Origin of the sequence: Brevundimonas naejangsanensis (genome assembly GCF_000635915.2) — a bacterium.
Lineage (GTDB): Bacteria > Pseudomonadota > Alphaproteobacteria > Caulobacterales > Caulobacteraceae > Brevundimonas > Brevundimonas sanguinis.
The window spans coordinates 1,108,591-1,131,497 of sequence record NZ_CP015614.1; the positions used below are offsets into that span (position 1 = coordinate 1,108,591).

The 22,907-nt window shown below is 67.7% G+C and carries 24 protein-coding genes; 12 read left to right on the forward strand and 12 right to left on the reverse strand.

The features are described 5' to 3' along the window. Positions 1-3: 3 nt before the first annotated feature. Together DA69_RS05275 and DA69_RS05280 are read left to right on the forward strand one after the other, a co-directional pair. Positions 4-321 (forward strand): ArsR/SmtB family transcription factor, encoded by a 318-nt coding sequence (locus tag DA69_RS05275; protein ID WP_025977110.1) that lies wholly within the window; start codon positions 4-6, stop codon positions 319-321. Between the two features lie 28 nt (positions 322-349). Further along, positions 350-883 (forward strand): rhodanese family protein, encoded by a 534-nt coding sequence (locus DA69_RS05280; RefSeq protein ID WP_025977109.1) that lies wholly within the window; start codon positions 350-352, stop codon positions 881-883. On the opposite strand, the gene DA69_RS05285 is transcribed toward DA69_RS05280, so the two are convergent. Continuing rightward, positions 880-1,371: a MarR family winged helix-turn-helix transcriptional regulator gene (locus DA69_RS05285; protein ID WP_025977108.1), complete on the reverse strand. Its 492-nt coding sequence runs from the start codon at positions 1,369-1,371 to the stop codon at positions 880-882. The two genes, DA69_RS05280 and DA69_RS05285, sit on opposite strands and share 4 nt — an antisense overlap. A 64-nt stretch (positions 1,372-1,435) precedes the next feature. Between DA69_RS05285 and DA69_RS05290 the strand changes: the two genes are divergently transcribed. Then, positions 1,436-2,641, forward strand: a complete 1,206-nt coding sequence (locus DA69_RS05290) for an MFS transporter (protein ID WP_029972483.1) — start codon at positions 1,436-1,438, stop codon at positions 2,639-2,641. Here the strand turns inward: DA69_RS05290 and trmFO are convergent. Then, entirely contained in the window at positions 2,638-4,056 is a 1,419-nt protein-coding gene (gene trmFO / locus DA69_RS05295) for a methylenetetrahydrofolate--tRNA-(uracil(54)-C(5))-methyltransferase (FADH(2)-oxidizing) TrmFO (RefSeq protein ID WP_025977106.1), read from the reverse strand. The genes DA69_RS05290 and trmFO overlap by 4 nt on opposite strands. A 109-nt stretch (positions 4,057-4,165) precedes the next feature. Between trmFO and DA69_RS05300 the strand changes: the two genes are divergently transcribed. Beyond that, a complete protein-coding gene (locus DA69_RS05300; protein ID WP_025977105.1) occupies positions 4,166-5,056 on the forward strand; it encodes a glycerophosphoryl diester phosphodiesterase membrane domain-containing protein in 891 nt (296 codons plus the stop codon). A 68-nt stretch (positions 5,057-5,124) separates the two neighbouring features. Here DA69_RS05300 and uvrA read toward each other — a convergent pair whose 3' ends face one another. Beyond that, a complete protein-coding gene (gene uvrA, locus DA69_RS05305) occupies positions 5,125-8,064 on the reverse strand; it encodes an excinuclease ABC subunit UvrA (protein ID WP_025977104.1) in 2,940 nt (979 codons plus the stop codon). Positions 8,065-8,160: 96 nt separating this feature from the next. After that, the gene (locus tag DA69_RS05310) at positions 8,161-8,700 is read right to left on the reverse strand and encodes a group III truncated hemoglobin (RefSeq protein ID WP_025977103.1); all 540 of its coding nucleotides are present in this window, start codon (positions 8,698-8,700) and stop codon (positions 8,161-8,163) included. Positions 8,701-8,855: 155 nt separating this feature from the next. On the opposite strand from DA69_RS05310, the gene DA69_RS14690 reads away from it, so the two are divergent. Together DA69_RS14690 and DA69_RS05315 are read left to right on the forward strand one after the other, a co-directional pair. Further along, positions 8,856-8,993: a hypothetical protein gene (locus tag DA69_RS14690; protein WP_167349641.1), complete on the forward strand. Its 138-nt coding sequence runs from the start codon at positions 8,856-8,858 to the stop codon at positions 8,991-8,993. Next, positions 8,959-10,560 carry an ABC-F family ATP-binding cassette domain-containing protein gene (locus tag DA69_RS05315; protein WP_025977102.1) on the forward strand — a complete coding sequence of 534 codons (1,602 nt, stop codon included), beginning with the start codon at positions 8,959-8,961 and terminating at the stop codon, positions 10,558-10,560. The genes DA69_RS14690 and DA69_RS05315 overlap by 35 nt, the downstream gene beginning before the upstream one ends. On the opposite strand, the gene DA69_RS05320 is transcribed toward DA69_RS05315, so the two are convergent. From DA69_RS05320 to DA69_RS05335, 4 genes are read right to left on the reverse strand one after another with little or no spacing between them, the layout of a single operon-like run. Beyond that, positions 10,533-12,134: an EAL domain-containing protein gene (locus tag DA69_RS05320; protein WP_025977101.1), complete on the reverse strand. Its 1,602-nt coding sequence runs from the start codon at positions 12,132-12,134 to the stop codon at positions 10,533-10,535. The genes DA69_RS05315 and DA69_RS05320 overlap by 28 nt on opposite strands. Positions 12,135-12,181: 47 nt before the next feature. Further along, positions 12,182-12,622, reverse strand: a complete 441-nt coding sequence (locus DA69_RS05325) for a hypothetical protein (RefSeq protein ID WP_025977100.1) — start codon at positions 12,620-12,622, stop codon at positions 12,182-12,184. Further along, positions 12,619-12,942 carry a rod-binding protein gene (locus tag DA69_RS05330; protein WP_025977099.1) on the reverse strand — a complete coding sequence of 108 codons (324 nt, stop codon included), beginning with the start codon at positions 12,940-12,942 and terminating at the stop codon, positions 12,619-12,621. The genes DA69_RS05325 and DA69_RS05330 overlap by 4 nt, the downstream gene beginning before the upstream one ends. Further along, entirely contained in the window at positions 12,942-14,060 is a 1,119-nt protein-coding gene (locus tag DA69_RS05335) for a flagellar basal body P-ring protein FlgI (protein ID WP_025977098.1), read from the reverse strand. The genes DA69_RS05330 and DA69_RS05335 overlap by 1 nt, the downstream gene beginning before the upstream one ends. A 183-nt stretch (positions 14,061-14,243) precedes the next feature. Here DA69_RS05335 and DA69_RS05340 point away from each other — a divergent pair, with 183 nt between their 5' ends. From DA69_RS05340 to gltX, 3 genes are all read left to right on the forward strand, one after another. After that, complete coding sequence (locus DA69_RS05340; RefSeq protein WP_025977097.1) at positions 14,244-14,672, forward strand: flagellar assembly protein FliX; 429 nt, start codon at positions 14,244-14,246, stop codon at positions 14,670-14,672. Positions 14,673-14,859: 187 nt separating this feature from the next. Further along, positions 14,860-15,294: an RNA polymerase-binding protein DksA gene (dksA, locus tag DA69_RS05345; RefSeq protein WP_082891449.1), complete on the forward strand. Its 435-nt coding sequence runs from the start codon at positions 14,860-14,862 to the stop codon at positions 15,292-15,294. Between the two features lie 80 nt (positions 15,295-15,374). Next, a complete protein-coding gene (gene gltX, locus DA69_RS05350) occupies positions 15,375-16,709 on the forward strand; it encodes a glutamate--tRNA ligase (RefSeq protein WP_025977095.1) in 1,335 nt (444 codons plus the stop codon). A gap of 78 nt (positions 16,710-16,787) precedes the next feature. Here gltX and DA69_RS05355 read toward each other — a convergent pair whose 3' ends face one another. Together DA69_RS05355 and DA69_RS05360 are read right to left on the reverse strand one after the other, a co-directional pair. Further along, positions 16,788-17,081 carry a CC_3452 family protein gene (locus DA69_RS05355; RefSeq protein WP_025977094.1) on the reverse strand — a complete coding sequence of 98 codons (294 nt, stop codon included), beginning with the start codon at positions 17,079-17,081 and terminating at the stop codon, positions 16,788-16,790. A gap of 115 nt (positions 17,082-17,196) precedes the next feature. Beyond that, entirely contained in the window at positions 17,197-17,802 is a 606-nt protein-coding gene (locus DA69_RS05360) for a TIGR00730 family Rossman fold protein (RefSeq protein WP_025977093.1), read from the reverse strand. An 86-nt stretch (positions 17,803-17,888) separates the two neighbouring features. On the opposite strand from DA69_RS05360, the gene DA69_RS05365 reads away from it, so the two are divergent. Further along, positions 17,889-18,710 carry a hypothetical protein gene (locus tag DA69_RS05365; protein WP_025977092.1) on the forward strand — a complete coding sequence of 274 codons (822 nt, stop codon included), beginning with the start codon at positions 17,889-17,891 and terminating at the stop codon, positions 18,708-18,710. Positions 18,711-18,810: 100 nt separating this feature from the next. Here the strand turns inward: DA69_RS05365 and DA69_RS05370 are convergent, their stop codons facing one another. Further along, positions 18,811-19,431: a TetR/AcrR family transcriptional regulator gene (locus tag DA69_RS05370; RefSeq protein ID WP_025977091.1), complete on the reverse strand. Its 621-nt coding sequence runs from the start codon at positions 19,429-19,431 to the stop codon at positions 18,811-18,813. Positions 19,432-19,584: 153 nt separating this feature from the next. Between DA69_RS05370 and DA69_RS05375 the strand changes: the two genes are divergently transcribed. Together DA69_RS05375 and DA69_RS05380 are read left to right on the forward strand one after the other, a co-directional pair. Continuing rightward, a complete protein-coding gene (locus tag DA69_RS05375; protein WP_029972480.1) occupies positions 19,585-20,685 on the forward strand; it encodes an amino acid ABC transporter substrate-binding protein in 1,101 nt (366 codons plus the stop codon). A gap of 30 nt (positions 20,686-20,715) precedes the next feature. Next, positions 20,716-22,041, forward strand: a complete 1,326-nt coding sequence (locus DA69_RS05380; protein ID WP_025977089.1) for a dicarboxylate/amino acid:cation symporter — start codon at positions 20,716-20,718, stop codon at positions 22,039-22,041. Here the strand turns inward: DA69_RS05380 and sseA are convergent. Further along, positions 22,038-22,877: a 3-mercaptopyruvate sulfurtransferase gene (sseA, locus tag DA69_RS05385; protein WP_025977088.1), complete on the reverse strand. Its 840-nt coding sequence runs from the start codon at positions 22,875-22,877 to the stop codon at positions 22,038-22,040. The two genes, DA69_RS05380 and sseA, sit on opposite strands and share 4 nt — an antisense overlap. Positions 22,878-22,907 lie beyond the last annotated feature (30 nt).

Sequence of the window (22,907 nt, forward strand, 5' to 3'; positions counted from 1 at the left end):
GCCATGGTTGATCTCGAACTTATGGGACTGGAGCGTTTTCAGGCCAACGCGGGCGACGCCTCGCGGCTGCTGAAGGCGCTGTCCAATGAGCACCGCCTGATGATCCTCTGCCAGATCGGCGAGGGAGAACGTCAGGTCGCCGACCTGCAGGTCGGCCTGTCGCAATCGGCCCTGTCCCAGCATCTGGCGCGCCTGCGCGACGACGGCCTGGTCAGCGCGCGCAAGAGCGGCACCGCCGTCTTCTATCGCATCGCCGATCCCGCCGCCCTGAAGGTGATCGCCGTCCTGGCCGAGATCTTCTGCCCGCCTGAGGCGCATTGAGCGCCGCCGCTTCCTCAAGGATTTTACGATGAACCCGCTGGTTTCCCTTTCCCCCGCCGATGTCGCCGCTCGCCTGAAGGCGGGCGCGGCCGTGCTGATCGACGTGCGCGAGCCTGATGAACACGCGCGCGAACACATCGCCGGCGCCGTAACTGCGCCCCTGTCCGCTTTTGAAAGCGCCGATCTCGGGCTCAAGCCCGGCAAGGACGTCATCTTCATGTGCCGCAGCGGCAACCGCACGGCCGGCAACTGCGATCGTCTGGCCGCCCGCATCGATGGGCCGTCGCACGTTCTGGCGGGCGGTCTGGACGCCTGGAAGAAGGCGGGCCTGCCGGTCGTGGCCGACCGCAAGCAGCCGCTGGAGCTGATGCGTCAGGTGCAGATGGCGGCGGGCGGACTGATCCTGCTGGGCGGGGCGCTGGGCGTCATGGTCCATCCCGCCTTCTGGGGGATCAGCGCCTTTGTCGGCGCTGGCCTGTTCGTGGCGGGCGCGACCGGATTCTGCGGCATGGCGCGGCTGCTGGCGGTCATGCCGTGGAACCGTCGGATGAAGCGGGCCTAAGTCTCGACCGTCGCAATCAGCCGCGCGAGCAGTGCGCCCAGCGCGGCCTGCTCTTCGCGCGACAGATCGGCCAGGATGGCCTGACTTTCCGCCATGTGCAGCGGCATCATGGCCTCGATCAGATCGAATCCCTTGGGCGTCAGCCGGACCAGTGAGGCGCGGCGGTCGCCGGGGTGGGGCGTGCGCTCGATCAGGCCGGACTTCTGCAACCGGTCCAGCCGCGCCGTCATGCCGCCGGACGACATCATCGTCGCCTCATAGAGGGCGGTCGGCGTCAGACCGTCGGGCGAAGGCGCACGACGCAGCGTCGCCAGCACATCGAACTCGCCATGCTGCAGCCCATAGCGCGCATACAACGGGGCCTGCCGCTCGCGCGCGACCAGAATGGACGCCTCATGCAGACGGCCCAGCGTCTCCATCGCCAACAGGTCCAGGTCGGGGCGCGCAACGGCCCACTGGGCGGCGGCGCGGGCGGCGCGATCGGTCATTGTCTTGACATCAAGATATTCGATATCGAGATACTATCGCCTTCTGCTGCCGGAGTCATCTCGGATGGATCAGTCGAACGCCTCGCCGCCGTCGCGCGGCGCGGGCCTGTTGTTGATCGCGGCGATCTTCGCCCTGGCGCTAAACCTGCGTCCGGCGATGGCGGCGGTCGGGCCGCTGCTCGACCTGATCGAGGCGACGACCGGCATGGATTCGACCACGGCCAGCCTGCTGACCACCCTGCCGGTGGCGATGATCGGCGTCGGAGCCCTGTCGATCCGCCCCTTGCGACGCCGTCTGGGCGAGCGGATGGGCATACTGCTCGGCGCCGGTCTCATCGCCCTGGCCTGTCTGGCCCGCTGGCCGTTCAACAGCGCGGGCGGCCTGATCCTGAGCGCCGTGGTGGTCGGCGTCGGCGTGGCCCTCATTCAGGCCCTGGCGCCCGTCGTCATCAAGCGCGCCTTTCCGACGCGGCTCGGTACGGTGATGGCCGTCTATACGACCGGCATCATGGGCGGCGCCGCCGTGGCGGCGGCGACGGCGGCGGGCTTCGCCGAGGCGTTCGGTTGGGCCGTCGCGCTGGCGCTATGGTCGGTTCCGGCCCTTGCCGCGGCCGTCGTCTGGCTCATCGCCTCGCGCACCCCGGCCGCCGAAGAACCGAACCGCCTGGCCGTGGCCGAAGGGACCGATCCCGAGGTTCCGTTCTGGAAACAGCCCCGCGCCTGGGCGCTGGTTCCCATTCTGGGGCTGGGCACCTCGGCCTATACGCTCGTGCTGGCCTGGTTGCCGCCCTACTATGTCGACATGGGGCAGGCGAGGGCGACGGCGGGCTTCCTGCTCAGCGGCATGACCAGCGCCGAGGTGCTGGCGGGCGTGCTGGTGTCGCTGTTCATCGCGCGCTTTCCCGACCGGCGCGGGCCGATGCTGCTGGCCGTGGCCCTGGCCCTGATCGGTCTGGCCGGACTGGTGCTCACGCCGGTCAGTCTGGCGGTCCCGGTCATGCTGCTGCTGGGCCTGGGGATCGGCGCCGTCTTTCCCCTGACCCTGATCCTGGCGATGGACCAGATCGACGACCCTGTGCGCTCCGGAGACCTTCTCGCCTTCGTTCAGGGCGGCGGCTACATCATCGCCAGCCTGTCGCCGCTGGCGGCCGGGCTGCTGCGCGACCGCCTGTCGGACCTCAGTCAGGCGTGGATGCTGATGGGGCTGGGCCTTCTGGTCATGGCCGCGATGACCCTGACCTTCCGCCCCGGCGGCGCCAAGCTGCGTTAGGCCGCCGCGTCGCGCCAGGCCTTCAGCGCCTCGATGGCGCGAATGCTCTGCAGGCGCTTCTTGGCGCGGCCGCGTTCCTTGGGATGGATGCGCTTGCCTTCCTCATCGACCTTGGGCGCCTCCAGCGGCGGCAGCAGGCCGTAGTTGATGTTCATCGGCTGGAACTTCGAGCCTTCCAGGTGCCCGCCGGTGATGTGCTCGACCAGGGCGCCCATGGCCGTTTCCGGCGGCGGCGGGGCCAGATCGCGCCCCAGCGCCTGAGCGGCGGCTAACCGGCCCGTCAGCAGGCCCATTGACGCGCTCTCGACATAGCCCTCGACCCCCGTCACCTGACCGGCGAAGCGCAGGCGCGGCAGAGCCTTCAGCCGCATCTGCTTGTCCAGCAGCTTGGGGCTGTTCAGGAAGGTGTTGCGGTGCAGGCCGCCCAGACGCGCGAACTGGGCGTTCTCCAGACCGGGGATAATGCGGAAGACGTCGGTCTGCGCCCCGTATTTCAGCTTGGTCTGGAAGCCGACCATGTTGAACAGGGTGCCCAGCGCATTGTCCTGACGCAGTTGCACGATGGCGTACGGCTTGACCGTGGGGTTGTGCTGGTTGGTCAGGCCGACCGGCTTCATCGGGCCGTGACGCAGGGTCTCGCGCCCGCGCTCGGCCATGACCTCGATCGGCAGGCAGCCGTCGAAATAGGGCACGTTCTCCCATTCCTTGAAGTCGGCCTTGGGGCCGTCCAGCAGGGCGTCGATGAAGGCCTCGTACTGGGCCTTGTCCATCGGACAGTTGACGTAGGCCGCCTTGTCGCCGCTGGGCCCTTCCTTGTCATAGCGCGACTGACGCCAGGCCACGTCGAAGTTGATGCTGTCGGTGTGGATGATCGGGGCGATGGCGTCGAAGAAGCTGAGGCTCTCTTCGCCCGTCGCCTTCAGGATCGCCTCGGCCAGGGCGGGCGAGGTCAGCGGCCCGGTGGCGACGATCACATTAGCCCACTCTTCGGGCGGAATGCCTGCGATCTCCTCGCGCACGATGGTCACCAGCGGGTGCGCTTCCAGCTTTGCCGTCACCGCGTCCGAGAAGGCGACGCGATCGACCGCCAGCGCGCCGCCCGCCGGCACCTGATTGGCGTCGCCGCAGGCCATGATCACGCTGTCCAGCGCCCGCATCTCGGCGTGCAGCAGGCCGACGGCGTTGAACTCCCAGTCGTCTGACCGGAACGAGTTGGAGCAGACCAACTCGGCCAGGCCCGTCGTGTGGTGGGCGTCGGTGCGCACCTGTTCCGGTTCGTCCCGGCGCATTTCGTGCAGGATGACGGGCACGCCCGCCTGGGCGATCTGCCAGGCTGCTTCGGATCCGGCGAGGCCGCCGCCGATGACGTGCACAGGCGCGGGGACGGGGCGGGGAGTAGAGGACGCGTTCGACATGGCGGCCTTCTAGCCGGGCGACGCAGTCCTGTCATGCGGCGCCTGTCGTGGTCGGCGCTGTCGCATGGGCTGCGGCTGCGTTAAGCTGATCAGGAATCGAGGAGCCAGCATGAGTTTCAACGCCACAGAGTCCGCCTTCGAAGGCTTCCGCCTAGCGCGGCGGGCGCCGCTCGCCATCCTGGCCTGGGCGGGCGCCTATGTCGCCTTCTTCCTGGTCTTCTTCGCTGTGGCGGGTGGGAACCTCGTCAACATCATCAGCCTGGCCGAACGGGTCGAGCAGAATCCGTCGCCGTCGATGAGCGACCTGACCATGCTGGGTCAGGCCTACGGCGCCATGATGGGGCTGGCCCTGCCGCTGTCGCTGTTGTTCGGCGCCGTGCTCGCTACCGCGGTCGCGCGCTCGGTCATCCGGCCGCAGGACAAGCGTTTCGGCTATCTGCGTCTCGGCCGAGACGAACTGCGCGTTCTGGGCGCGACCCTGTTGGTCGCCGTTCTGATGTTCGTCGTGACGATGGGCGGCGCCTTGATCGTCGGTCTTTTCGCGGGTCTCGCCGCCGGTACAGGCGCGTCCTGGCTGATCCTCCCGGCTGTGCTGGCCGGTCTAGCCCTTGTGGCAGTCGCCATCTGGCTGGCCGTGCGCCTCAGCCTGGTCGTCCCGATGACGTTCGCCGAGGAAAAGATCGCCCTCAAGGAAAGCTGGGCCATGACCAAGGGGCGTTTCTGGCCGCTGCTGGGCATGGCGATCCTAGCGGGCGTCATGTCCATTCTGGTCGGCCTGCTGGGCTCCATCGTGATCGCGCCGCTGAACCTGATTTTCGGCGGCCTGAACAGCCTGATCGGCGCCGAGACGACCAATGTCGTGGCGCTTCTGACGCGCTTCTGGCCGGCCCTGCTGATCTGGGGCGTGGTCAACGCCCTTCTGTCGGCGGCGCAGGCGGCGATCATCTACGCTCCGTTCTCGTCGGCCTATCTCGGCCTGAAGGGCGAGCGGCGCGCCTGACCGCAGGCGATCCCTGAAAAGTTAAGAACGCCGCGCTCCGGCAGGGGGCGCGGCGTTTCTCGTCGGGCTCAGGCGCTCTTGCGGGCCTTGGCGCGTCTGGCGGGCGCAGGCTCGGCCGTCAGGGCGGCGACACGGCCCTTGCGGCGCTCCTCGTGCCGGTCCAGCACCTCCTTCAGATAGCGGCCGGTCCAGCTGGCGGGGTTCTCGGCGACCCGTTCCGGCGTGCCGACAGCGACGATCTCGCCCCCGCCGTCGCCGCCCTCGGGGCCGAAGTCCAGCAGGTGGTCGGCGACCTTGATGACATCCAGGTTGTGCTCGATCACAACGATGGTGTTGCCGTTCTCGACCAGCTCCTGCAGCACCTCCAGCAGCTTCCTCGTATCCTCGAAGTGCAGGCCGGTCGTCGGCTCGTCGAGGATATACAGCGTCTTGCCGGTGGCCCGTTTCGACAGCTCCTTCGACAGCTTGACCCGCTGGGCCTCGCCGCCGGACAGGGTGGTGGCGGGCTGGCCGACCTTGACGTAGCCCAGGCCCACGCGCTCCAGCGTCAGCATCTTGTCGCGGATCGACGGCACGGCGGTGAAGAAGCGCGCCGCCTCTTCAACCGTCATGTCCAGAACGTCGGATATGCTCTTGCCCTTGAAGACGATTTCCAGCGTCTCGCGGTTGTAGCGTTTGCCTTTGCAGACGTCGCAGGTGACATAGACGTCGGGCAGGAAGTGCATCTCGATCTTGATGACGCCGTCGCCCTGACAGGCCTCGCAGCGGCCGCCCTTGACGTTGAAGCTGAAGCGGCCGGGGCCATAGCCGCGCGCCTTGGATTCCGGCAGGCCCGCATACCAGTCGCGGATCGGTCCGAAGGCCCCGGTGTAGGTGGCCGGGTTCGAGCGCGGGGTTCGGCCGATCGGCGACTGGTCGATGTCGATGACCTTGTCGAAATGCTCCAGCCCCTCGATCCGGTCGAAGGGGGCGGGGGCGTCGGACGCATTGTTCAGACGCCGCGCGGCGGCCTTGTACAAGGTCTCGATGGTGAAGGTCGACTTGCCGCCGCCCGACACGCCGGTGACGCAGGTGAAGACGCCGACCGGGATCTCGCCCGTGACGTTCTTCAGGTTGTTGCCTGTGGCGCCCGAGACTTTCAGCATCCGCTTGCGGTCGATGGGGCGGCGTCCCTCTGGCGGCAGTTCGATCTCGCGCGCCCCGGTCAGGTATTGGCCGGTCAGGGAGTTTGGATTGGCCATGACTTCCGCAGGCGTGCCCTCGGCGCAGACCGTGCCGCCGTGGACGCCGGCGGCCGGACCCATGTCGATGACGTAGTCGGCCGTCAGGATCGCCTCTTCGTCATGCTCGACCACCAGCACCGAGTTGCCGAGGTCGCGCAGCCCCTTCAGGCTGTCCAGCAGGCGGGTGTTGTCGCGCTGGTGCAGGCCGATGGACGGCTCGTCCAGCACATAGAGGACGCCGGTCAGGCCCGACCCGATCTGCGACGCCAGGCGGATGCGCTGGCTCTCGCCGCCCGACAGGGTGCCGGACGAGCGCGACAGGTTGAGATAGTCGAGCCCGACATTGTTCAGGAAGCGCAGCCGGTCGGTGATCTCCTTCAGGATACGCCGAGCGATCTCGACCTGCTTGTCGGTCAGCGCCTCTTCCAGGGTGGAGAACCACAGGAAGGCCTTGGAGATCGACAGGTTGGAGATGTCGGCGATGTCCTCGCCGCCGACCTTGACCGCCAGGGCCTCGGGCTTCAGGCGCTTGCCGCCGCACACCTCGCATGGGGTTTCGGACTGATAGCGGCCCAGTTCCTCGCGCACCCAGGCGCTGTCGGTCTCGCGCCAGCGCCGCTCCAGGTTTGGCAGCACGCCCTCGAACGGCTTGGAAACCTCGTATTTGCGGGCGTTGTCGTCATAGACGAACTTGATCTTGTCGCCGCCCGAGCCGCGCAGGATGACGGCCTGCGCCTTCTCCGGTAGGTCGCGCCACGCCTTGTCCATCGAGAAGCCGTAGTGCAGGGCCAGCGACTGCAGCGTCTGCGTATAGAGCGGCGAGGGACCGCGCGCCCACGGCGCCACCGCCCCCTTGTGCAGGGTCTTGTCGCGGTCCGGGATCACCAGATCCGCGTCGAAGGCCAGCTTGACGCCCAGACCATCACAGGCGGGGCAGGCGCCGAAGGGGTTGTTGAACGAGAACAGCCGCGGCTCGATCTCGCTGATGGTGAAGCCCGAAACAGGGCAGGCGAACTTCTCGGAAAAGACGATCCGGCGCGGCTCTTCGCCCTCGGGCGCCTTGGCCCATTCGGCGGTGGCGATGCCGTCGGCCAGAGCCAGAGCCGTCTGGATGCTGTCGGCATAGCGCGGCTCAAGACCCTCTTTGGTTACAATACGATCGACGACAATATCGATGTCATGCTTGAACTTCTTGTCGAGCGCGGGGGCGTCCTCGATGGCGTAGAACTCGCCGTCGATCTTCAGCCGCTGGAAGCCCTGACGCTGCCACTCGGCCATCTCCTTCTTGTACTCGCCCTTGCGGCCGCGCACGACCGGGGCCAGCAGCAGGATGCGCTCGCCGTCGGGCAGGGCGGTCAGCTTGTCCACCATCTGGCTGACGGTCTGGCTCTCAATCGGCAGGCCCGTGGCCGGCGAATAGGGCACGCCCACGCGCGCCCACAGCAGACGCATGTAGTCGTGGATTTCGGTGACGGTGCCGACGGTCGAGCGCGGGTTCTTCGACGTCGTCTTCTGTTCGATCGAGATCGCCGGGGACAGGCCCTCGATCAGGTCCACGTCCGGCTTGCCCATCAGCTCCAGGAACTGGCGCGCATAGGCCGACAGGCTTTCGACATAGCGGCGCTGTCCCTCGGCGTAGATGGTGTCGAACGCCAGCGAGGATTTGCCCGACCCCGACAGGCCGGTCATGACCACCAGCTGCTCGCGCGGAATGTCGAGATCGACGCCTTTGAGATTGTGCTCGCGGGCGCCGCGAACGCGAATGAAGTTATGCTTTTCGGTCATGGAATCCGGGAACGCGGAAGACCCCGAAACGGTCCGGGGCGACGACGCTATATGGGGATCAATTCGTCCGATACAGCAAGAACAATATAAGAACTTTTAGCCGACTTCCGGCGCCCACGGCGTTTCCGGTCGTCGATAGCGTTCGCCGGGACCGACCATCACGCCGTTGGCGTTGGCGACGCCCAGTTCCAGGCTTTCGGCGATGCGGCGGGCGCGGACGACGAAGTGTTCGGCGGCGACGGGCGGGCACAGCTCATGCGCAGTCGCCTCGAACAGCTTCAGCCAGTGATCGAAGTGGCGGGCGTCGATCGGCAGGGGCAGGTGCTTCGGCATGGGCCGCCCCTGATAGACGCCGGTCGACAGGGCCACGGACGACCAGAACAGCTTCATCTGCGCCAGGTGCGGACCCCAGTCGTCGATGCGCTCGGCGAAGATCGGACCTATGAAGTCATCCTCACGCACCTTGGCGTAGAAGCCTTCGACCAGGGCGTCGATCATGGCCTCGTCGATGCCGGTCTCGGCGCGGATGCGGGCCACGGCGGCTTCGCGGCGGGCGGCGGCCTCGGCCCGGTCCGGCGCGGGACGGTCGATGCGGAAGGCGAGGGTGCGCTCGGGCGTGTCCATGTCCGCCAACATAGGAAGCGACGCTTGCAAAGGCCATGACGCGGATTGTCCAAGACGGTCCTTCACGTCGCAGAGTGAAAGCGGAGCCGCAGTTTTGGGGTTGCGTTACGAAACGTCCGTCCCCATCCTTCACTCAGCCAACGCATCAGTGAGGAGGCACGACGATCATGATCAGCACCCTGGAAATCGGTTTCGCCCTTTCCATGCCGCTGCTCGCGCTCGCCTATGTCCTCGCTCAACCCAAGCCCAAACCGGCCCGCGTCCGCACTCGTGACGCTCAACGGCGTCGCGGCCCGCACGCCTGACGGCCGAGGCCTCTTCGACAATCTGACGCTCGCCTTCGGGCGCGAACGCACGGCCGTCGTGGGGCGCAACGGCGTGGGCAAGACCACGCTGCTGCGCCTTGTCGCCGGTCTGGCTGAGCCCGCCGAGGGTTCGGTCACGCGCATCGGAAGCGTCGGCTGGCTGGCGCAGGCCCAGACGCCGGCCGACGACGAAACCATCGCCGATACGCTGGACGTCGCCGGGTCTCTGGCGATTCTGCATCGCGTGCTGGCGGGCAACGGCTCGCTGGACGACATGGCGGAGGCGGACTGGACGCTGGAAGAGCGGATGCGGACCGCTCTGGCCGACGTGGGTCTGGCTGATCTGGCGCCCAACCGGCGCACGGCGGACCTGAGCGGCGGGGAGCAGACGCGCCTGCGCTTGGCGGGGCTGAAGCTGGCCGCGCCGGATCTGCTGGTTCTGGACGAGCCCACCAATCATCTGGACGCCGAGGCCCGCGCCATGATCGCCGATGTAGTGGCCGACTGGCCGGGCGGCGTGGTGCTGGTCAGTCACGACCGCGCCCTGTTGCGCCGCGTGGATCGCATCGTGGAGCTTTCCAGTCTGGGCGGGCGGGTGCATGGCGGCGGCTGGGACCTCTTTATCGAGCGCCGCGACGCCGAACGGGCCGCCGCTGAACGCGACCTGGAACAGGCCGAGCGCGCCATCGGCCGGGTGCAGCGCGAAACCCAGATGGCGCAGGAGCGTCAGGCCCGGCGCGATCGCACAGGCAAGGCGGCGCGCGCCAACAACTCCGATCCCAAGATCCTGCTCGACGCCCAGGCCCAACGCGCCGAGGAATCCGGCGCGCGCGGCCAGCGGCTGGCCGAACGCAAGCGTCAGGCCGTCGAGGCTGACCTGGCTCAGGCGCGTGAACGGGTCGAGCGGGTGCGACAACTGGCGCTGTCCATGCCCGCGACGGGTCTGCCTGTGGGCCGGCTGGTGCTGAATCTGAATGAGGCGGTTGTGACCGTCGAGGACGACCGTCGCCTGCTGGGACCGCTCTGCCTGCGTCTGACCGGGCCTGAGCGCGTCGCCGTCGTCGGCCCTAACGGCGCCGGCAAGACGACGCTGTTGAAGCTGATCGCGGGCTTGATCGAGCCCTCGTCGGGCAGCGTGGAACGGCCGGTTCGCGCCGCCCTGCTGGATCAGCAGGCGGCCATGCTGAAGGCTGACGAAACCCTGGTCGAGGGCTGGTTGCGGCTGAACCCGCAAGGGACCCCCAATGCGGCGCGGGCGGCGCTGGCGCGTTTTCTGTTTCGCAATGTGCAGGCGGATCGGCGCGTCGGCGAACTGTCAGGCGGAGAGCGGCTGCGCGCGGCACTGGCCTGCGTCATGACGGGCGCCCAGCCGCCGCAACTGCTGGTGCTGGACGAGCCGACCAACCATCTGGACATCGACGCCGTCGAGGCGGTGGAGGCGGCGCTCTCAGCCTATGACGGCGCCCTTGTGGTGGTCAGCCACGACGCTGATTTCATTCAGAACCTCCGCGTCGATCGGACCATCGTGCTGAAGTCAGGTCAGCTCCAGCCTTCGACCACGCCCTGACGGCGCCCGCGGATCGCGGGGCTGTTCAGCACGGTGCGCGGTTCGGCCTCGGCCCGCCCGAACAGCCAGCCCTGGCCGTGGGTGACGCCCAGATCGCGCAGGGCGTCGGCGACCTCATCCGTCTCGATCATCTCGGCGATGGTCTCCAGTTCCAGCGAGCCGCAAAGCTCGACCAGATGGGCGACCATCGTGCGGGTGCGGGCGTCGATGTCGATATCGCGCACCAGACCTCCGTCGATCTTCACCGCATCGACCGACAGGCCCCGCAGATAGTCGAAGGAGGCCGAACCCGCCCCGAAATCGTCGATGCAGACCTTGATCCCGGCGTTGCGCAGGGCTCCGAGCCGTCGGTCGGCGGCCGCCAGATCGGCCAGTGCGGCGGTCTCCGTCACCTCGACCATCAAACGCCGCCGATCCTCGGGCGCTGAGGCGGTCATCTTCATCAGGGCGGCGACATAGGCGTCGTTGGCCAGCGAGGCGCCCGACACATTCACGGCGATCTTCAACAGACCCCCGCCCGGTTCGCGCAGCCGTCGAACGGCTTTTTCCGCCACCACCAGATCGAAGCCGTCGATCAGGGCCAGTTCCTCGGCCATGCGGATGGCGGCGGCGGGCCCCGATCCCTTGCCGAAGCGCGCCAGAGCCTCGAAATGGTGCACGGCTCGCGTCTTCAGGTCGACGATCGGCTGATAGTAGAGGGCGAACTCCCGGTCGCGCACGATGCTGCGGAAACGGTCCGCGTCCGCCAGCGTGCGCTGCAGGGAATCGGCGAAGGAGAGCTCCGGCTGGTCCAGCCCGCCTTCCTTCAAGCAGCCTTCGATGGCGAACCGCATGGCGCGCAGCGCCGAGGCGGAGTCCCGGCCCAAACCGGCCTGGCTGGCGACGGCGCTCAGGGCCACGCCTTCCGCCTCACCGGCCATCCGCATCTCATTGGCCAGGTCGCGTTGATCGTCCGCCTGACGGATCAAGGCGTAGCGATCCGTGGTCAGTCGGCCCGCGCTGGCCCCGTCGTGCGACGCGGCGCTGAGCGTTGCGCCGATACGGCTGTGGATTCGCTGCAGGGTCGGCGGGTCGACGCCCTCTAGACCGCTCAGATCGATAAAGGCCAAGGCCAGACGCTGCAGGGCGTCCGCATCTCCGCCGGCCAGGGTCGCGCGGGCATGGCTCAGAAAGCCCTCAGCGTCCGGCGGCGGGGCGCCGATCTCAAGCGGCCCCCCATCGACGAGGAAAGGCTCGCCTTCATAGGACAGGGCGCACGACCGGGCCGGGGCGATGTCGGGCAGGGCGAAGGCGCGCAGGGTCGCGCGACGCATCCGGCCGTCGCCGCAGTCCACCAGCACCTCGGTCGCGGGACCTCGCCGACCCGGGCTCAGGCCGTCCAGCAGGGCCTGCAGCGCCGCGGCGCTGTTGATCGACAGGCGCTCGCTGAAGGGGTGGCCGACCCAGGCGGCCGTCTGCTGTCCCGCCACAGCGCCTGAGCCGAGCGCAAAGCGAACCACCCCATGTTGATCGACTTCGATCAGGGCGTCGGCGGCGGCGAAAGCCAGTCCGAGCAGGCGAGGGGTCAGGGTCATGCCGAATTCATAGAATGGAGGCCGTTAAAGAAAGGCGACGCCGCGCCTCAGGCCGTGCGATTCAGCGCCACCGCCCGGCCGTCTCCCTGCATGGCCTGACCGGAGGCGCCGTAGCCGACCCCCTGCGCCCGAGCCCCCGCCACCTCGGCGGCGATGGTGCGCACCAGTCCCTCAGAAATCTGACGGGCCGCCTCCACGGTCACGGCGTGCTCGGCCAGGATGGTTTCAAAGGCTTCCGTGGCGTCGATCAGCGCGCGGCGGTCAGCCTCTGGCGCGGCGGCGATGGCGGCCGGATTGGCCTTCACCTGGGCCGACTCGCGCCGATAGAGGTTCGCCATCTCCTGCGTCTGGGCCATGCCCTCGCTCAGGTCCTGGGCGCGGTGGGCGCGCAAGGCGTCCATTTCCAGCGACAGCCGGTCGGTCAGGTCCCGGGTCAGGCGCGTCAGGTGCTGCACGCGCAAGGCGGCGGTCTCGACATCGGCGGTCATGCGCCTTGCTCCTGCATCTTGATCATCTGCGCCAGAACGCTGTCGGCCAAGCCGACGCCGCCGGACTTGACGGTCTGCTGCGCCATCGCGTCCACCAGAAAGCCGCGCCATGCGGCTTCGCCTGCGCCGCCGCCGAACGGCGCCTCGGTGCTCAGGCCCTCGAACATCGGCTTCATCATCTGCGACAGGAAGCTGGCCTCAAAGGCCTCCGCCGTGCGGCGCATGGCTTGCAGATTCTGGCCTTCCAGGTTCTTCGGCTGGCCGGGCAGGGCCGAGGCGGGATCGCGCAACAGGTCGGGAGAGGCGGCGAGGGGGCCCATCAGATCACCTCGATTTCGGCCTGGAGGGCCCCGGCGGCCTTGATGGCCTGCAGGATGCTGATCATGTCGCGCGGGCTGACGCCCAGCGCATTCAGGCCATTAACCAGCGTCGACAGAGAGGTGGAGCCGCCCACCAGCCGCATTTCGCGACCTGCATCTTCGCTGATGCTGACATCCGACTGCGGCACCACGACAGTCTGGCCGCCGCGGCTGAACGGCTCGGGCTGGCTGACCATCGGCGTTTCCTGCACCGACACGGTCAGATTGCCCTGCGCCACGGCGACGGTGGAGATCCGCACCGCCTCGCCCATGACTATGACGCCGTTGACCTCGTCGATGATGACCCTGGCCGGGGAATCGATCTGGACCGGCAGATTCTCGACCCGGCTCAGGAAGCCCGCCATGCCGAAGTTCTGAGGCGCGCGAATGGCGACGACCGTGCCGTTCTCGGCGAAGGCGGTCTGGGGGTAGGTCTCATTGATGGCGGCGGCGATGCGCTGGGCCGTGGTGAAGTCCGGGTTGCGCAGGGTCAGCCGCACCGAAGGCATGGACGCCAGGTCAAAGCCGGTCTCGCGCTCAACCACCCCGCCTGAGGCGATGCGGCCCGCTGTGGGCACGCCGCGCGTGATCGACGACCCGGACGATCCCGAGGCCGAAACCGCGCCGGTCTGCACCGCCCCCTGCGACACGGCGTAGACCTCGCCGTCGGCGCCTTGCAGGGCCGTGACCAGCAGGGTCCCGCCTAACAGGCTCTTGGCGTCGCCCATCGCCGAGACGCTGACGTCCAGTCGCGAGCCCGGCGTGGCGAAGGGCGGCAGCTCGGCCGTGACCATGACCGCCGCCACATTCTTGGTGTTCAGGTTGGCGCCCCGGATATTGACGCCCTGACGCTCCATCATCCCTTCCAGCGACTGGCGGGTGAAGGGCGAGTTGCGGACGCTGTCGCCGGTGCCGTTCAGCCCGACCACTAGTCCATAGCCGACCAGTTGGTTCGAGCGAACGCCCTCGATCGAGACGATGTCCTTGATGCGCGACTGGGCCTCCGCCGCGCCGGGCGCGACGGTGAGGGCGACGGCCGCAATGGCCGGGGCGATAAGGGCGGTAAGCAACTTCTGCATGCGACGGACGTCCCTGCGTGAGCGTTCGCCATTAACCATGCGAGGATCGTGCCGCTTGGAAAGTCGAGCAATTACAATGAATGTGGTCGCTCGTCCCGGTGCCTGCGGGCAGGATTTGCCTAGCCGTTAACCAAGAGTTCAGCCCCTGCCGTCAAGGTGGCGGCGTAGAAGGAGACGTCTTGCATGAAGGTCACCGGACCCTTGGGCGCCGCTTCAACGCCGACCACGCGACCTGCGGCGCGCGCCGCCGGCGGTTTCGCCCTGCCGGCCACGGGCGGCGCGGCCGCCTCAGCGCAGGCCGGCGCGACATCCTCCGCCTCGGGCGTGGCGGGCGCCGCAGCCCTGATGGCGCTCCAGGGCGTCGAGGATCCGACCGAGCGTCGGCGCCGCGCCATCCGTCGCGGCTCCGGCCTGCTGGACCGTCTGGACGAACTGAAGCTGGCCCTGCTGGGCGGTCAGGACGGCGGGGCGGCTCTGAGCCGTCTGGCCCGCGATATTCGGGAACAGCGTGACGAAGAGGTCGAGCCGGGTCTGACCGCCGTGCTGGACCAGATCGACCTGCGCGCTTCGGTGGAATTGGCCAAAGCGGAAATGAGCCGCATTCGCGCCTAAAGGCGACGAAACTTCAGTCTTTTATTGTCCAAGATCGGCTTTGTGAGGATAATTCGCCACACTACCTCAGGGTGAATGCAGCTTAGCCATATCACGGAAACGCGAACGCCATTGCCGCGACTCTTACCCTTGCCTATACGGCCCATGCGCCGCAGGGGGGCGCGATAGGGAAATGAGTGTGAGTGCGATGACCGCATTGGCCTCTGTAGTGTCTGGGGACGCGGCTGTTTATCGGCCGTCCGACGACGAACCGTTCATGAACGAGCGGCAGGTCGCCTATTTCAAGAACAAGCTCCTGGCCTGGAAGGACGATATCCTTCGTGAATCGAAGGGTACGGTCACCAATCTGAAAGCCGAGACCGAGAACCACCCCGACCTGGTGGACCGGGCCTCGTCGGAATCGGATCGTGCGCTGGAACTTCGGACCCGTGACCGTCAACGCAAGCTGATCTCCAAGATCGATGAGGCCCTGCGCCGGATCGAGGACGGCTCCTACGGCTATTGCGAAGACACCGGCGAGCCGATCGGCCTGGGACGCCTTGAGGCCCGCCCGACCGCCACTCTGTCGGTCGAGGCGCAGGAGCGTCACGAACGCCGCGAGCGTGTCCACCGCGACGACTGACGTCTTTACGGGCGGTTCGGCTTGACTTGAGCGGACGGCGGCGCGACCAAGCCGCCTTCCTATCGAGGTCGTTGATCCCCATGTCCGTCAAGGTTCGTTTCGCTCCGTCTCCCACGGGTAAGCTGCACGTCGGCAATGTCCGCACGGCTCTGGTGAACTGGCTGTTCGCCAAGGGGCAGGGCGGCAGCTTCGTGCTGCGCATCGACGACACCGACCTGGTCCGCTCGACCCAGGAGTCGGAAGACAACATCGAGATCGACCTGAAGTGGCTCGGTCTGGCCTGGGACGAGCGCTACAATCAGTCCAGGCGGTTCGACCGCTATGAAGAGGCCGCCGCCCGCCTGAAGGCCGAGGGCCGCCTCTATCCCTGCTATGAAACCGCCGACGAACTGGACCGTCGCCGCAAGGTGCAGTTGTCGCGCGGCCAGCCGCCCATCTACGATCGCGCCGCCCTGTCGCTGACCGACGCTGAGAAGGCCGCCTTCGAGGCCGAAGGCCGCCGCCCGCACTGGCGCTTCAAGCTGGAAGGCAAGCGCGTCGCCTGGGAAGATCTGGCGCGCGGCCACGCCGAGGTGGACACCGCCTCCATGTCCGACCCGGTGCTGATCCGCGAGGACGGGCTGTTCCTCTATACGCTGCCGTCGGTCGTCGACGACATCGACATGGAGATCACCCACATCATCCGGGGCGAGGACCACGTCACCAACACCGGCGCCCAGATCGAGATCTTCGAGGCGCTGGGGGCCAAGGTTCCCGGTTTCGCTCACATGCCGCTGCTGGTCGGCGCGGACGGCACAGCCCTGTCCAAGCGTCTGGGCTCGCTGGCCATCATGGACATGCGCGCCGACGGCTATGAGCCGATCGCTATCACCAGCCACCTGGGCAAGATCGGCACCTCGGACAATCTGGAAGTCGCCGCCTCGCTGGCAGACCTGGGCGCCGCCTTCGCCTTCTCCAAGATGGGCCGCTCGCCCGCGCGGTACGACACGGCCGATCTGGATCGTCTGAACGCCCAGGCGGTGCACGCGATCGACTACGCCGAGGCGAAGCCGCGCCTGGAGGCTCTGGGCGTCGATCTGGGCGAGACCTTCTGGAACACGGTGAAGGGCAACCTCAACAAGTTCGGCGATGTCGTTGATATGGCGAAGATCGTCACCGGGCCGGTCACGCCGGTGATCGAGGATGCGGCCTTCGCCGCAGACGCCCTGGAGCTGCTGCCGGACACCATCGACGCCGACGCCTGGTCGGCCTGGACCGCAGCGGTGAAGGACAAGACCGGGGCCAAGGGCAAGGGCCTGTTCATGCCGCTGCGTCTGGCGCTGACCGGTCAGGCGCATGGACCGGACATGGCCGCCATGATCCCGCTGATCGGCCGAGCCCGTCTGGTTCAGCGGCTGAAGGGCAAGGCCGCCTGACGGGCTTCGTCCCACGGATACAAGAAAGGCCGCCTTCGTCGTGAAGGCGGCCTTTTTTATCTGGCGCTGAAGTATGGATCAGGCCGCGTTGCAGGCGGCGATTTCTTCTTCGTTCAGGCTCTGGCCTTTGTAGGTGAAGCTGGTCACCGGGCCGAGCTTGGCGACCACGCGGCGGCAGGCGCGCGTCGCCGGCTGGCTGGAGCCGCCCGTGGCGGTGCAGGCGTCGCCTTCACAACGCCAGGTCGCGCCGTCGACAATGACGCGGCCCGAAGGCGCGCTGGCGGCGTCCGCCAGGGTGGCGCTGGTAACGGGCGCCTGGGCGAAGGCGGGAGCGGCCGCGAACAGGACGGCGGCGGCGAGAAGAGCACGCATGGACAGTCTCCGATAAGGGTAGGGCGCACGCCCAGCAACGCCATAGACCGTTGTTTAAGAAAACTGTCAATCCAGCTTCTCGCCCGACGGACCGGCGTTACTGACGCACGTTTACTTACCGGCGATCATGTTGCAAGTGGGGCGTGTCCTGCGCCGATTTCATGGCCTCGATCGCGCCTTCGACCGAATCGACGCTGACATAGGCGTCCAGGAAGCTGCGCGGCGTCATGCCCTTCTCGACCGTGTGCTCGATCAGGGTGAAGAAGCCGTCCCAAAAGCCGTCCAGATTCAGGAAGATGACCGGCTTGGCGTGCAGGTCCAGCCGCTTCCACGACAGCAGCTCCACCACTTCCTCCAGCGTGCCGACGCCGCCGGGCGCGACGACGAAGACGTCGGACTCGTCGTACATCAGCTGTTTGCGCTCATGCATGGAGGTGACGACGATCGTTTCGACATCGTCGAACAGGCGCTCGCGGCTGCGCAGGAAGGCGGGCATGATGCCGACGACGCGGCCGCCCGCCGCATGGGCCGCGCGGGCCGAGGCGCCCATAAGCCCCACGCCGCCGCCGCCGTAAACGAACCGCCACCCCGCCTCGGCCGTCGCCTTGCCGAAGGCCGCCGCCGCCTCGACATATTTGGCGTCCGTGCCATCGGACGAGCCGCAGAACAGACAGACAGAGCGACCCTCGAACGGGGCGATGTTGACGGGGGGCAGGGACATGGAGTGTCTGACGACCTTTACGGTTAAGCTCCAGCACGAACCGGCTGGCCTGGATGAGGCAGCAACCTATAGTGATGCGAGCCAGGATGGAACGAGCGAAGGGCGAAGAGATGAAGGCGATGGCGGCGTGGGGCCGAGGCGGACTGAAGCTGTCGTTGGCCACGTGTCTCGGCCTGACCATCGTCGGCTGCAGTGGGCCGCGTCAGCCCATGGAAGAGCCGAACCAGGCAGATCAGGACAACTGGGCCGCCGCGCCGCATATAGATAAGGTCACCCTACAGGGCTCCGGCGTTGTGGTCAGCGGCCAGGCACCGGCGGGCGCGCGCGTCATTCTCAGCAACGCCCTGGGCCAGGCGATGGCGGCAGGCGCCGATTCCCAGGGGCGCTTTGAATTGCGCGTCGGCCGGGAAGCGCTCGGCCATGTCCTGACCCCTGAAATCCAGATCGGCCAGACCCCGACGCCGGGTCCGGAACGCCTTTTCCTGGCCGGAGACGGCGCCGTCGTCGCCGCCTTGCTCATCGACGGCGGTCCCAGCCGTCGACTGACGGACGGACCCGCTCTGGACGCCGTGGACGGCGATGGCCGCGCCCTGCTGGCGTCCGGCCGTTCCACGCCGGGCCAGCGCGTGGAAGTGAAGAGCGAAGGCGAAACGGCCGTGGCCGTGGCCGACGAAGCCGGCCTGTGGACCGCGCCGCTCTCGCGGGCCGGGGACCGAGCGGTGCAGATCGAGATCGGGGGCGAGCGTTACGCCTATCCCGGGCCGGGCCCTGCGACGGGACGGGCGGAACGCGCCGGACAGGGATGGCGGGTCACGCGCGCTTTGTCTGACGCCGCGCGCCAGACCAGCTGGTTTCCCGACAGGGCCGGCTCCACGGCGGCTTCCGAAACGTCGTTAACGCCGCATTAACCAAACCAGTTGATCTACGGACTGTCTTCTTTTGGGAGGACACCCACCATCACCGAATGACTTTAAGCCCGGCGCCTGGCGTCGGGCTCTCTTTTTTGGGTCACAGGGCTGAGTAATCGGCCAACATCCGCGCCAGCAGCCCTGCGACGACCTGGCGTCCGGCGTCGGCGTCCTGGCCCAGCATATCGCGCAGAGGATCGCCGATCAGGGCGTCGCCGAAGGCGCTCAGGGCGATGAAGAGGACGGCCGAGCCGATGACGCCGTCCGCCTGGCCGTCGCTGGCGCCGATCTTCTCCTTGATGGCGGCGACCAGGTTGCGCACCGCCGCCCGCACCGGCTCGAGGTGAGACAGATCCCCCGACATCGCGATCCAGGCGGCGAGCCGCCCGGCGCCGCCGGTCGAAAAGGCGGCGAAGACGGCGTTGACCACCTCCAGCGGCGCGCCGTCATCGGTCCTCAGCCGAACGATCGCGGCGTCCAGCGCGTCGCTCAGATCAGCAGTCATCGAGGCCATCACGGCGGACTGAAGCCCGGCCACAGAGCCGAAATGGTGGATCAGATTGGCATGGGTGACGCCGATTTCGCGTGCGACGGAGGTCAGGGTGACGGCGCTCGGCCCTTGGGTCAGCAGCAGGTCGCGCGCCGAGCTGATGGCTTCGCGGCGGGCTTCGTCAGGCGAACGGCGGCGACGCCGGGGCTTGTCTGCGACGGAGAGCGGCATCAAGGAACGACCTTTACGAAGTCCGATTTCTTACGGCCCGCCCGATTCGACTGCAAGGGATCAGAGGCGGCGGCTTTGTCGTTCGGCGCGGGTTGCGGTGCGCGTTCGGCGCGGCCTAACTAGAGGCGGGGCGAGTAAGAGGCGGTGAACGGCATGAAGGCGCAGTGGATCGGACCGGGACTGGCGGCGACGCTTGTGCTTCTGGGCGCTTGCGGAAAGCAGGACGAACCGCAGACCGACGCTATGCGCGAACCGACCCCGCGCGCCCCCGCGGCCCTGCCCGAGGTCAAGGAAAGTCCGACCCTGGCGGCGGTCCGACAGCGCGGCCGCCTGAACTGCGGCGTGCACGAAGGTCTGGTCGGTTTCGCCTATACCGACAACCGGGGCGCCTGGCGGGGCTTTGACGTGGATTTCTGCCGCGCCACGGCGGCGGCCATCTTCGGCGACCCGGATGCGGTGCGTTTCGCGCCGCTGACGACAGAGCAGCGCTTCGACGCCGTCCGCGCCGGTCGCGTGGACGTGCTGTGGCGCAATACGTCCTGGACCATGAGCCGCGACACGGCTTCGGATCTCAGTTTCGCCGGCGTGAACTACTACGACGGCCAGGGCTTCATGGTCCGCCGCTCGCTCAACCTGACCAGCGCGGCCGAGTTGAACGGCGCGCGCATCTGCGTCCAGTCCGGCTCGACGACCGAACTGAACGTCGAGGACTACTTCCGTCGTCGAGGCATTGAATACCGCCCGGTCGTCGTCGCCACCGAAGGCGAGGCGCGTCAGGCCTATGCGCGCGAGGCATGCGACGCCTTCACCGCCGACATCTCGGCCCTGGCCGCTGCGCGCACGACCCTGCCCAACCCGCAGCAACACATGATCCTGCCCGACGTGATCTCCAAGGAACCGCTGGGACCGGTCGTGCGCAGTGGAGACGACCGCTGGCTGGCGGTGATCCGCTGGACGCTGAATGCGTTGATCCTGGCTGAGGAACTCGGCGTCACCCGCGACAACGCTGCTGACCTGGCGAAGAATTCGGCGGATCCAAGAGTGCGACGCCTGCTTGGCGTGGAAGGCGACTTCGGCCCCAGCATCGATCTGCCGCGCACATGGGCGCTGGATGCGATCACAGCCAGCGGAAACTACGGCGAAATATTCAATCGAAACCTGGGCGAACAGTCGTCGCTTGATCTCGAGCGGGGACTAAATGCTCAATGGTCCGCTCGACCTGGCGGGTTGATCTACGGCCTTCCTGTCCGCTAGTCCTGTAAGGGGGAGCAGGGAAGGGACCGGATGGAGACTACAGCCAAGCGCGGACTGCCGCTTCACATGCTGATGCTGATCGGATTTCTGGTCGGCCTCATCGGCGGCCTCATCGTCAATCTGACCGTCGGCGGCGATGCCGGCTGGGTTCAGTGGCTGACCTCCAATATTACAGGACCGGCAGGCCAGATCTTCCTGCGCCTGCTGTTCATGCTGGTGCTGCCCCTGCTGTTCTCGGCGCTGGTGATCGGCGTGGCCGAGATGGGCGACCTCAAGGCCCTCGGCCGCGCGGGATCGCGCAGCTTGATCTATACCGTAGTGATTTCCGCCATGGCCGTGCTGATCGGCATGGTCATGGTCAATGTGTTCAGGCCGGGCGACGGCGTGGATCCAGTCCTCGCCCAGCAACTCTTGGATCAGGGACGCGCCGGGGCCGCCTCCATCATCGGCAATGCGCCGACCTCGGTCCAGGCCGGCGACTTCTTCCTCGACTTGATCCCCTCGAACGTCTTCACGGCGGCGGCCGAGAACCAGATCCTGCCGGTCATGGTCTTCGCCCTCTTCTTCGGCGTCGGCCTGGTCATGGCCAAGAGTCCGGCCACCGACCGCCTCCAACAGACGATCGAAGGCCTGTTCGAGGTGATGATGAAGCTCATCAACCTCGTCATCCGCGTCGCGCCTATCGCCATCGCCTGCCTGATGTTCAACCTGGCGGCCCTTTTCGGCTGGGACCTGCTGATCCGGTTAGGCGCCTTCGTCGCCGTCGCCGTGGGCGCGATGGCGATCCACATGTTCGTCGTCTATCCGCTGTTCGTGTGGCTGGCTGGCGGCATGTCGCCCGTGAAGTTCTTCCGCTCCATCCGCGAGGCCATGGTGGTGTCCTTCTCCACCGCCTCCTCGAACGCCAGCCTGCCCGTGTCGCTGCGTGTGGCGGAGCAGGAGCTAGGCCTGCCGCGCAAGATCGCCCGCTTCGTCCTGACCGTCGGCGCCACCGCCAACCAGAACGGCACCGCCCTGTTCGAAGGCGTGACGGTGCTGTTCCTGGCCCAGTTCTTCGGCGTCGACCTGACGCTGGGTCAGCAGGTCATCGTCATGCTGGTCTGCATTCTGGGCGGGGTCGGCACGGCAGGGGTGCCGGCCGGCAGCCTGCCGGTCATCGCCATGATCCTGGCCATGGTGGGCGTGCCGCCCGAGGGCATCGGCCTGATCCTGGGCGTCGACCGCTTCCTGGACATGTGCCGGACGTCGCTGAACGTCACCGGCGACCTGGTGATCGCCACCATCGTTTCGCGCGGCGAAACGGACGAAGAGGAGCCGGACGCGACCGCGCCGCCGCTGGCGGCAAGCGCGGCCTAGCCGGTCGCCAGGGGCGCGTCCGGCCGCGCGCCCCATTCGGCCCACGACCCGTCATAAAGCCGCGACGGCCGCCCCAGAACGGCCAGCCCCAGGGTCAGGATCGCCGCCGTCACGCCCGAGCCGCAGCTGGTGATGACGGGCCGTTCCAGATCGACGCCCGCCGCGCGAAAGGCGTCTTCCAGCGCCTGACCCCGTTTCAGCGTCCCATCCGCATTCAGCAGATGGCCGAACGGCAGGTTCAGCGCCCCCGGCATGTGCCCCGCGCGCACGCCGGGACGCGGTTCGGCCGCTTCGCCCCGAAAGCGGGCCGCTCCGCGCGCATCGACCACCTGCAGCCCCTCGGTCAGCGCGGCGCCGACCTGACCGAAGTCCGCCACGGCGTCCGCATCGAACCGCGCTTCAAACTGCGTCGGGACCGGCGCCCCGGCCGCGCCGTCTTCCAACGGTCGCCCTTCGGCCTTCCATTTCGGCAGGCCGCCATCCAGCACGCGCACGCGCTCGGCGCCCATGGTCCGCAGCGTCCACCAGACCCGCGCCGCCGAGAACAGCCCTTGGGCGTCATAGACCACGATGTCGTCGCTCTCGGCCACGCCCATCGCCCCCATCGCCTCGGCGAAGGCTGCGGGCGAGGGCAGCATGTGCGGATAGGGGCTTTCCCGATCCGACATGGCGTCCAGATCGAAGAAGACGGCGCCGGGCAGCCGCTCGCGCTCGAAATCCGCGCGCGCGTCCCGTCCATCCAGCCACCAGCTGGCGTCGATGATGCGCAGGTCGGGCTTGGTCATCTGCTCGGCGAGGGCTTCGGTCGAGATCAGGGGCGTGTCGGGCGCGTTCATGGCCTCAGATTACCACGATCACGCGAACAA

Excerpts from the sequence above, each read along its gene's own strand:
- DA69_RS05275 (WP_025977110.1), top strand. The coding sequence starts at position 4 with ATGGTTGATCTCGAACTTATGGGACTGGAGCGTTTTCAGGCCAACGCG.
- DA69_RS05280 (WP_025977109.1), top strand. The coding sequence starts at position 350 with ATGAACCCGCTGGTTTCCCTTTCCCCCGCCGATGTCGCCGCTCGCCTG.
- DA69_RS05285 (WP_025977108.1), bottom strand. The coding sequence starts at position 1,371 with ATGACCGATCGCGCCGCCCGCGCCGCCGCCCAGTGGGCCGTTGCGCGC.
- DA69_RS05290 (WP_029972483.1), top strand. The coding sequence starts at position 1,436 with ATGGATCAGTCGAACGCCTCGCCGCCGTCGCGCGGCGCGGGCCTGTTG.
- trmFO (WP_025977106.1), bottom strand. The coding sequence starts at position 4,056 with ATGTCGAACGCGTCCTCTACTCCCCGCCCCGTCCCCGCGCCTGTGCAC.
- DA69_RS05300 (WP_025977105.1), top strand. The coding sequence starts at position 4,166 with ATGAGTTTCAACGCCACAGAGTCCGCCTTCGAAGGCTTCCGCCTAGCG.
- uvrA (WP_025977104.1), bottom strand. The coding sequence starts at position 8,064 with ATGACCGAAAAGCATAACTTCATTCGCGTTCGCGGCGCCCGCGAGCAC.
- DA69_RS05310 (WP_025977103.1), bottom strand. The coding sequence starts at position 8,700 with ATGTTGGCGGACATGGACACGCCCGAGCGCACCCTCGCCTTCCGCATC.
- DA69_RS14690 (WP_167349641.1), top strand. The coding sequence starts at position 8,856 with ATGATCAGCACCCTGGAAATCGGTTTCGCCCTTTCCATGCCGCTGCTC.
- DA69_RS05320 (WP_025977101.1), bottom strand. The coding sequence starts at position 12,134 with ATGACCCTGACCCCTCGCCTGCTCGGACTGGCTTTCGCCGCCGCCGAC.
- DA69_RS05325 (WP_025977100.1), bottom strand. The coding sequence starts at position 12,622 with ATGACCGCCGATGTCGAGACCGCCGCCTTGCGCGTGCAGCACCTGACG.
- DA69_RS05330 (WP_025977099.1), bottom strand. The coding sequence starts at position 12,942 with ATGGGCCCCCTCGCCGCCTCTCCCGACCTGTTGCGCGATCCCGCCTCG.
- DA69_RS05335 (WP_025977098.1), bottom strand. The coding sequence starts at position 14,060 with ATGCAGAAGTTGCTTACCGCCCTTATCGCCCCGGCCATTGCGGCCGTC.
- DA69_RS05340 (WP_025977097.1), top strand. The coding sequence starts at position 14,244 with ATGAAGGTCACCGGACCCTTGGGCGCCGCTTCAACGCCGACCACGCGA.
- dksA (WP_082891449.1), top strand. The coding sequence starts at position 14,860 with ATGACCGCATTGGCCTCTGTAGTGTCTGGGGACGCGGCTGTTTATCGG.
- gltX (WP_025977095.1), top strand. The coding sequence starts at position 15,375 with ATGTCCGTCAAGGTTCGTTTCGCTCCGTCTCCCACGGGTAAGCTGCAC.
- DA69_RS05355 (WP_025977094.1), bottom strand. The coding sequence starts at position 17,081 with ATGCGTGCTCTTCTCGCCGCCGCCGTCCTGTTCGCGGCCGCTCCCGCC.
- DA69_RS05360 (WP_025977093.1), bottom strand. The coding sequence starts at position 17,802 with ATGTCCCTGCCCCCCGTCAACATCGCCCCGTTCGAGGGTCGCTCTGTC.
- DA69_RS05365 (WP_025977092.1), top strand. The coding sequence starts at position 17,889 with ATGGAACGAGCGAAGGGCGAAGAGATGAAGGCGATGGCGGCGTGGGGC.
- DA69_RS05370 (WP_025977091.1), bottom strand. The coding sequence starts at position 19,431 with ATGCCGCTCTCCGTCGCAGACAAGCCCCGGCGTCGCCGCCGTTCGCCT.
- DA69_RS05375 (WP_029972480.1), top strand. The coding sequence starts at position 19,585 with ATGAAGGCGCAGTGGATCGGACCGGGACTGGCGGCGACGCTTGTGCTT.
- DA69_RS05380 (WP_025977089.1), top strand. The coding sequence starts at position 20,716 with ATGGAGACTACAGCCAAGCGCGGACTGCCGCTTCACATGCTGATGCTG.
- sseA (WP_025977088.1), bottom strand. The coding sequence starts at position 22,877 with ATGAACGCGCCCGACACGCCCCTGATCTCGACCGAAGCCCTCGCCGAG.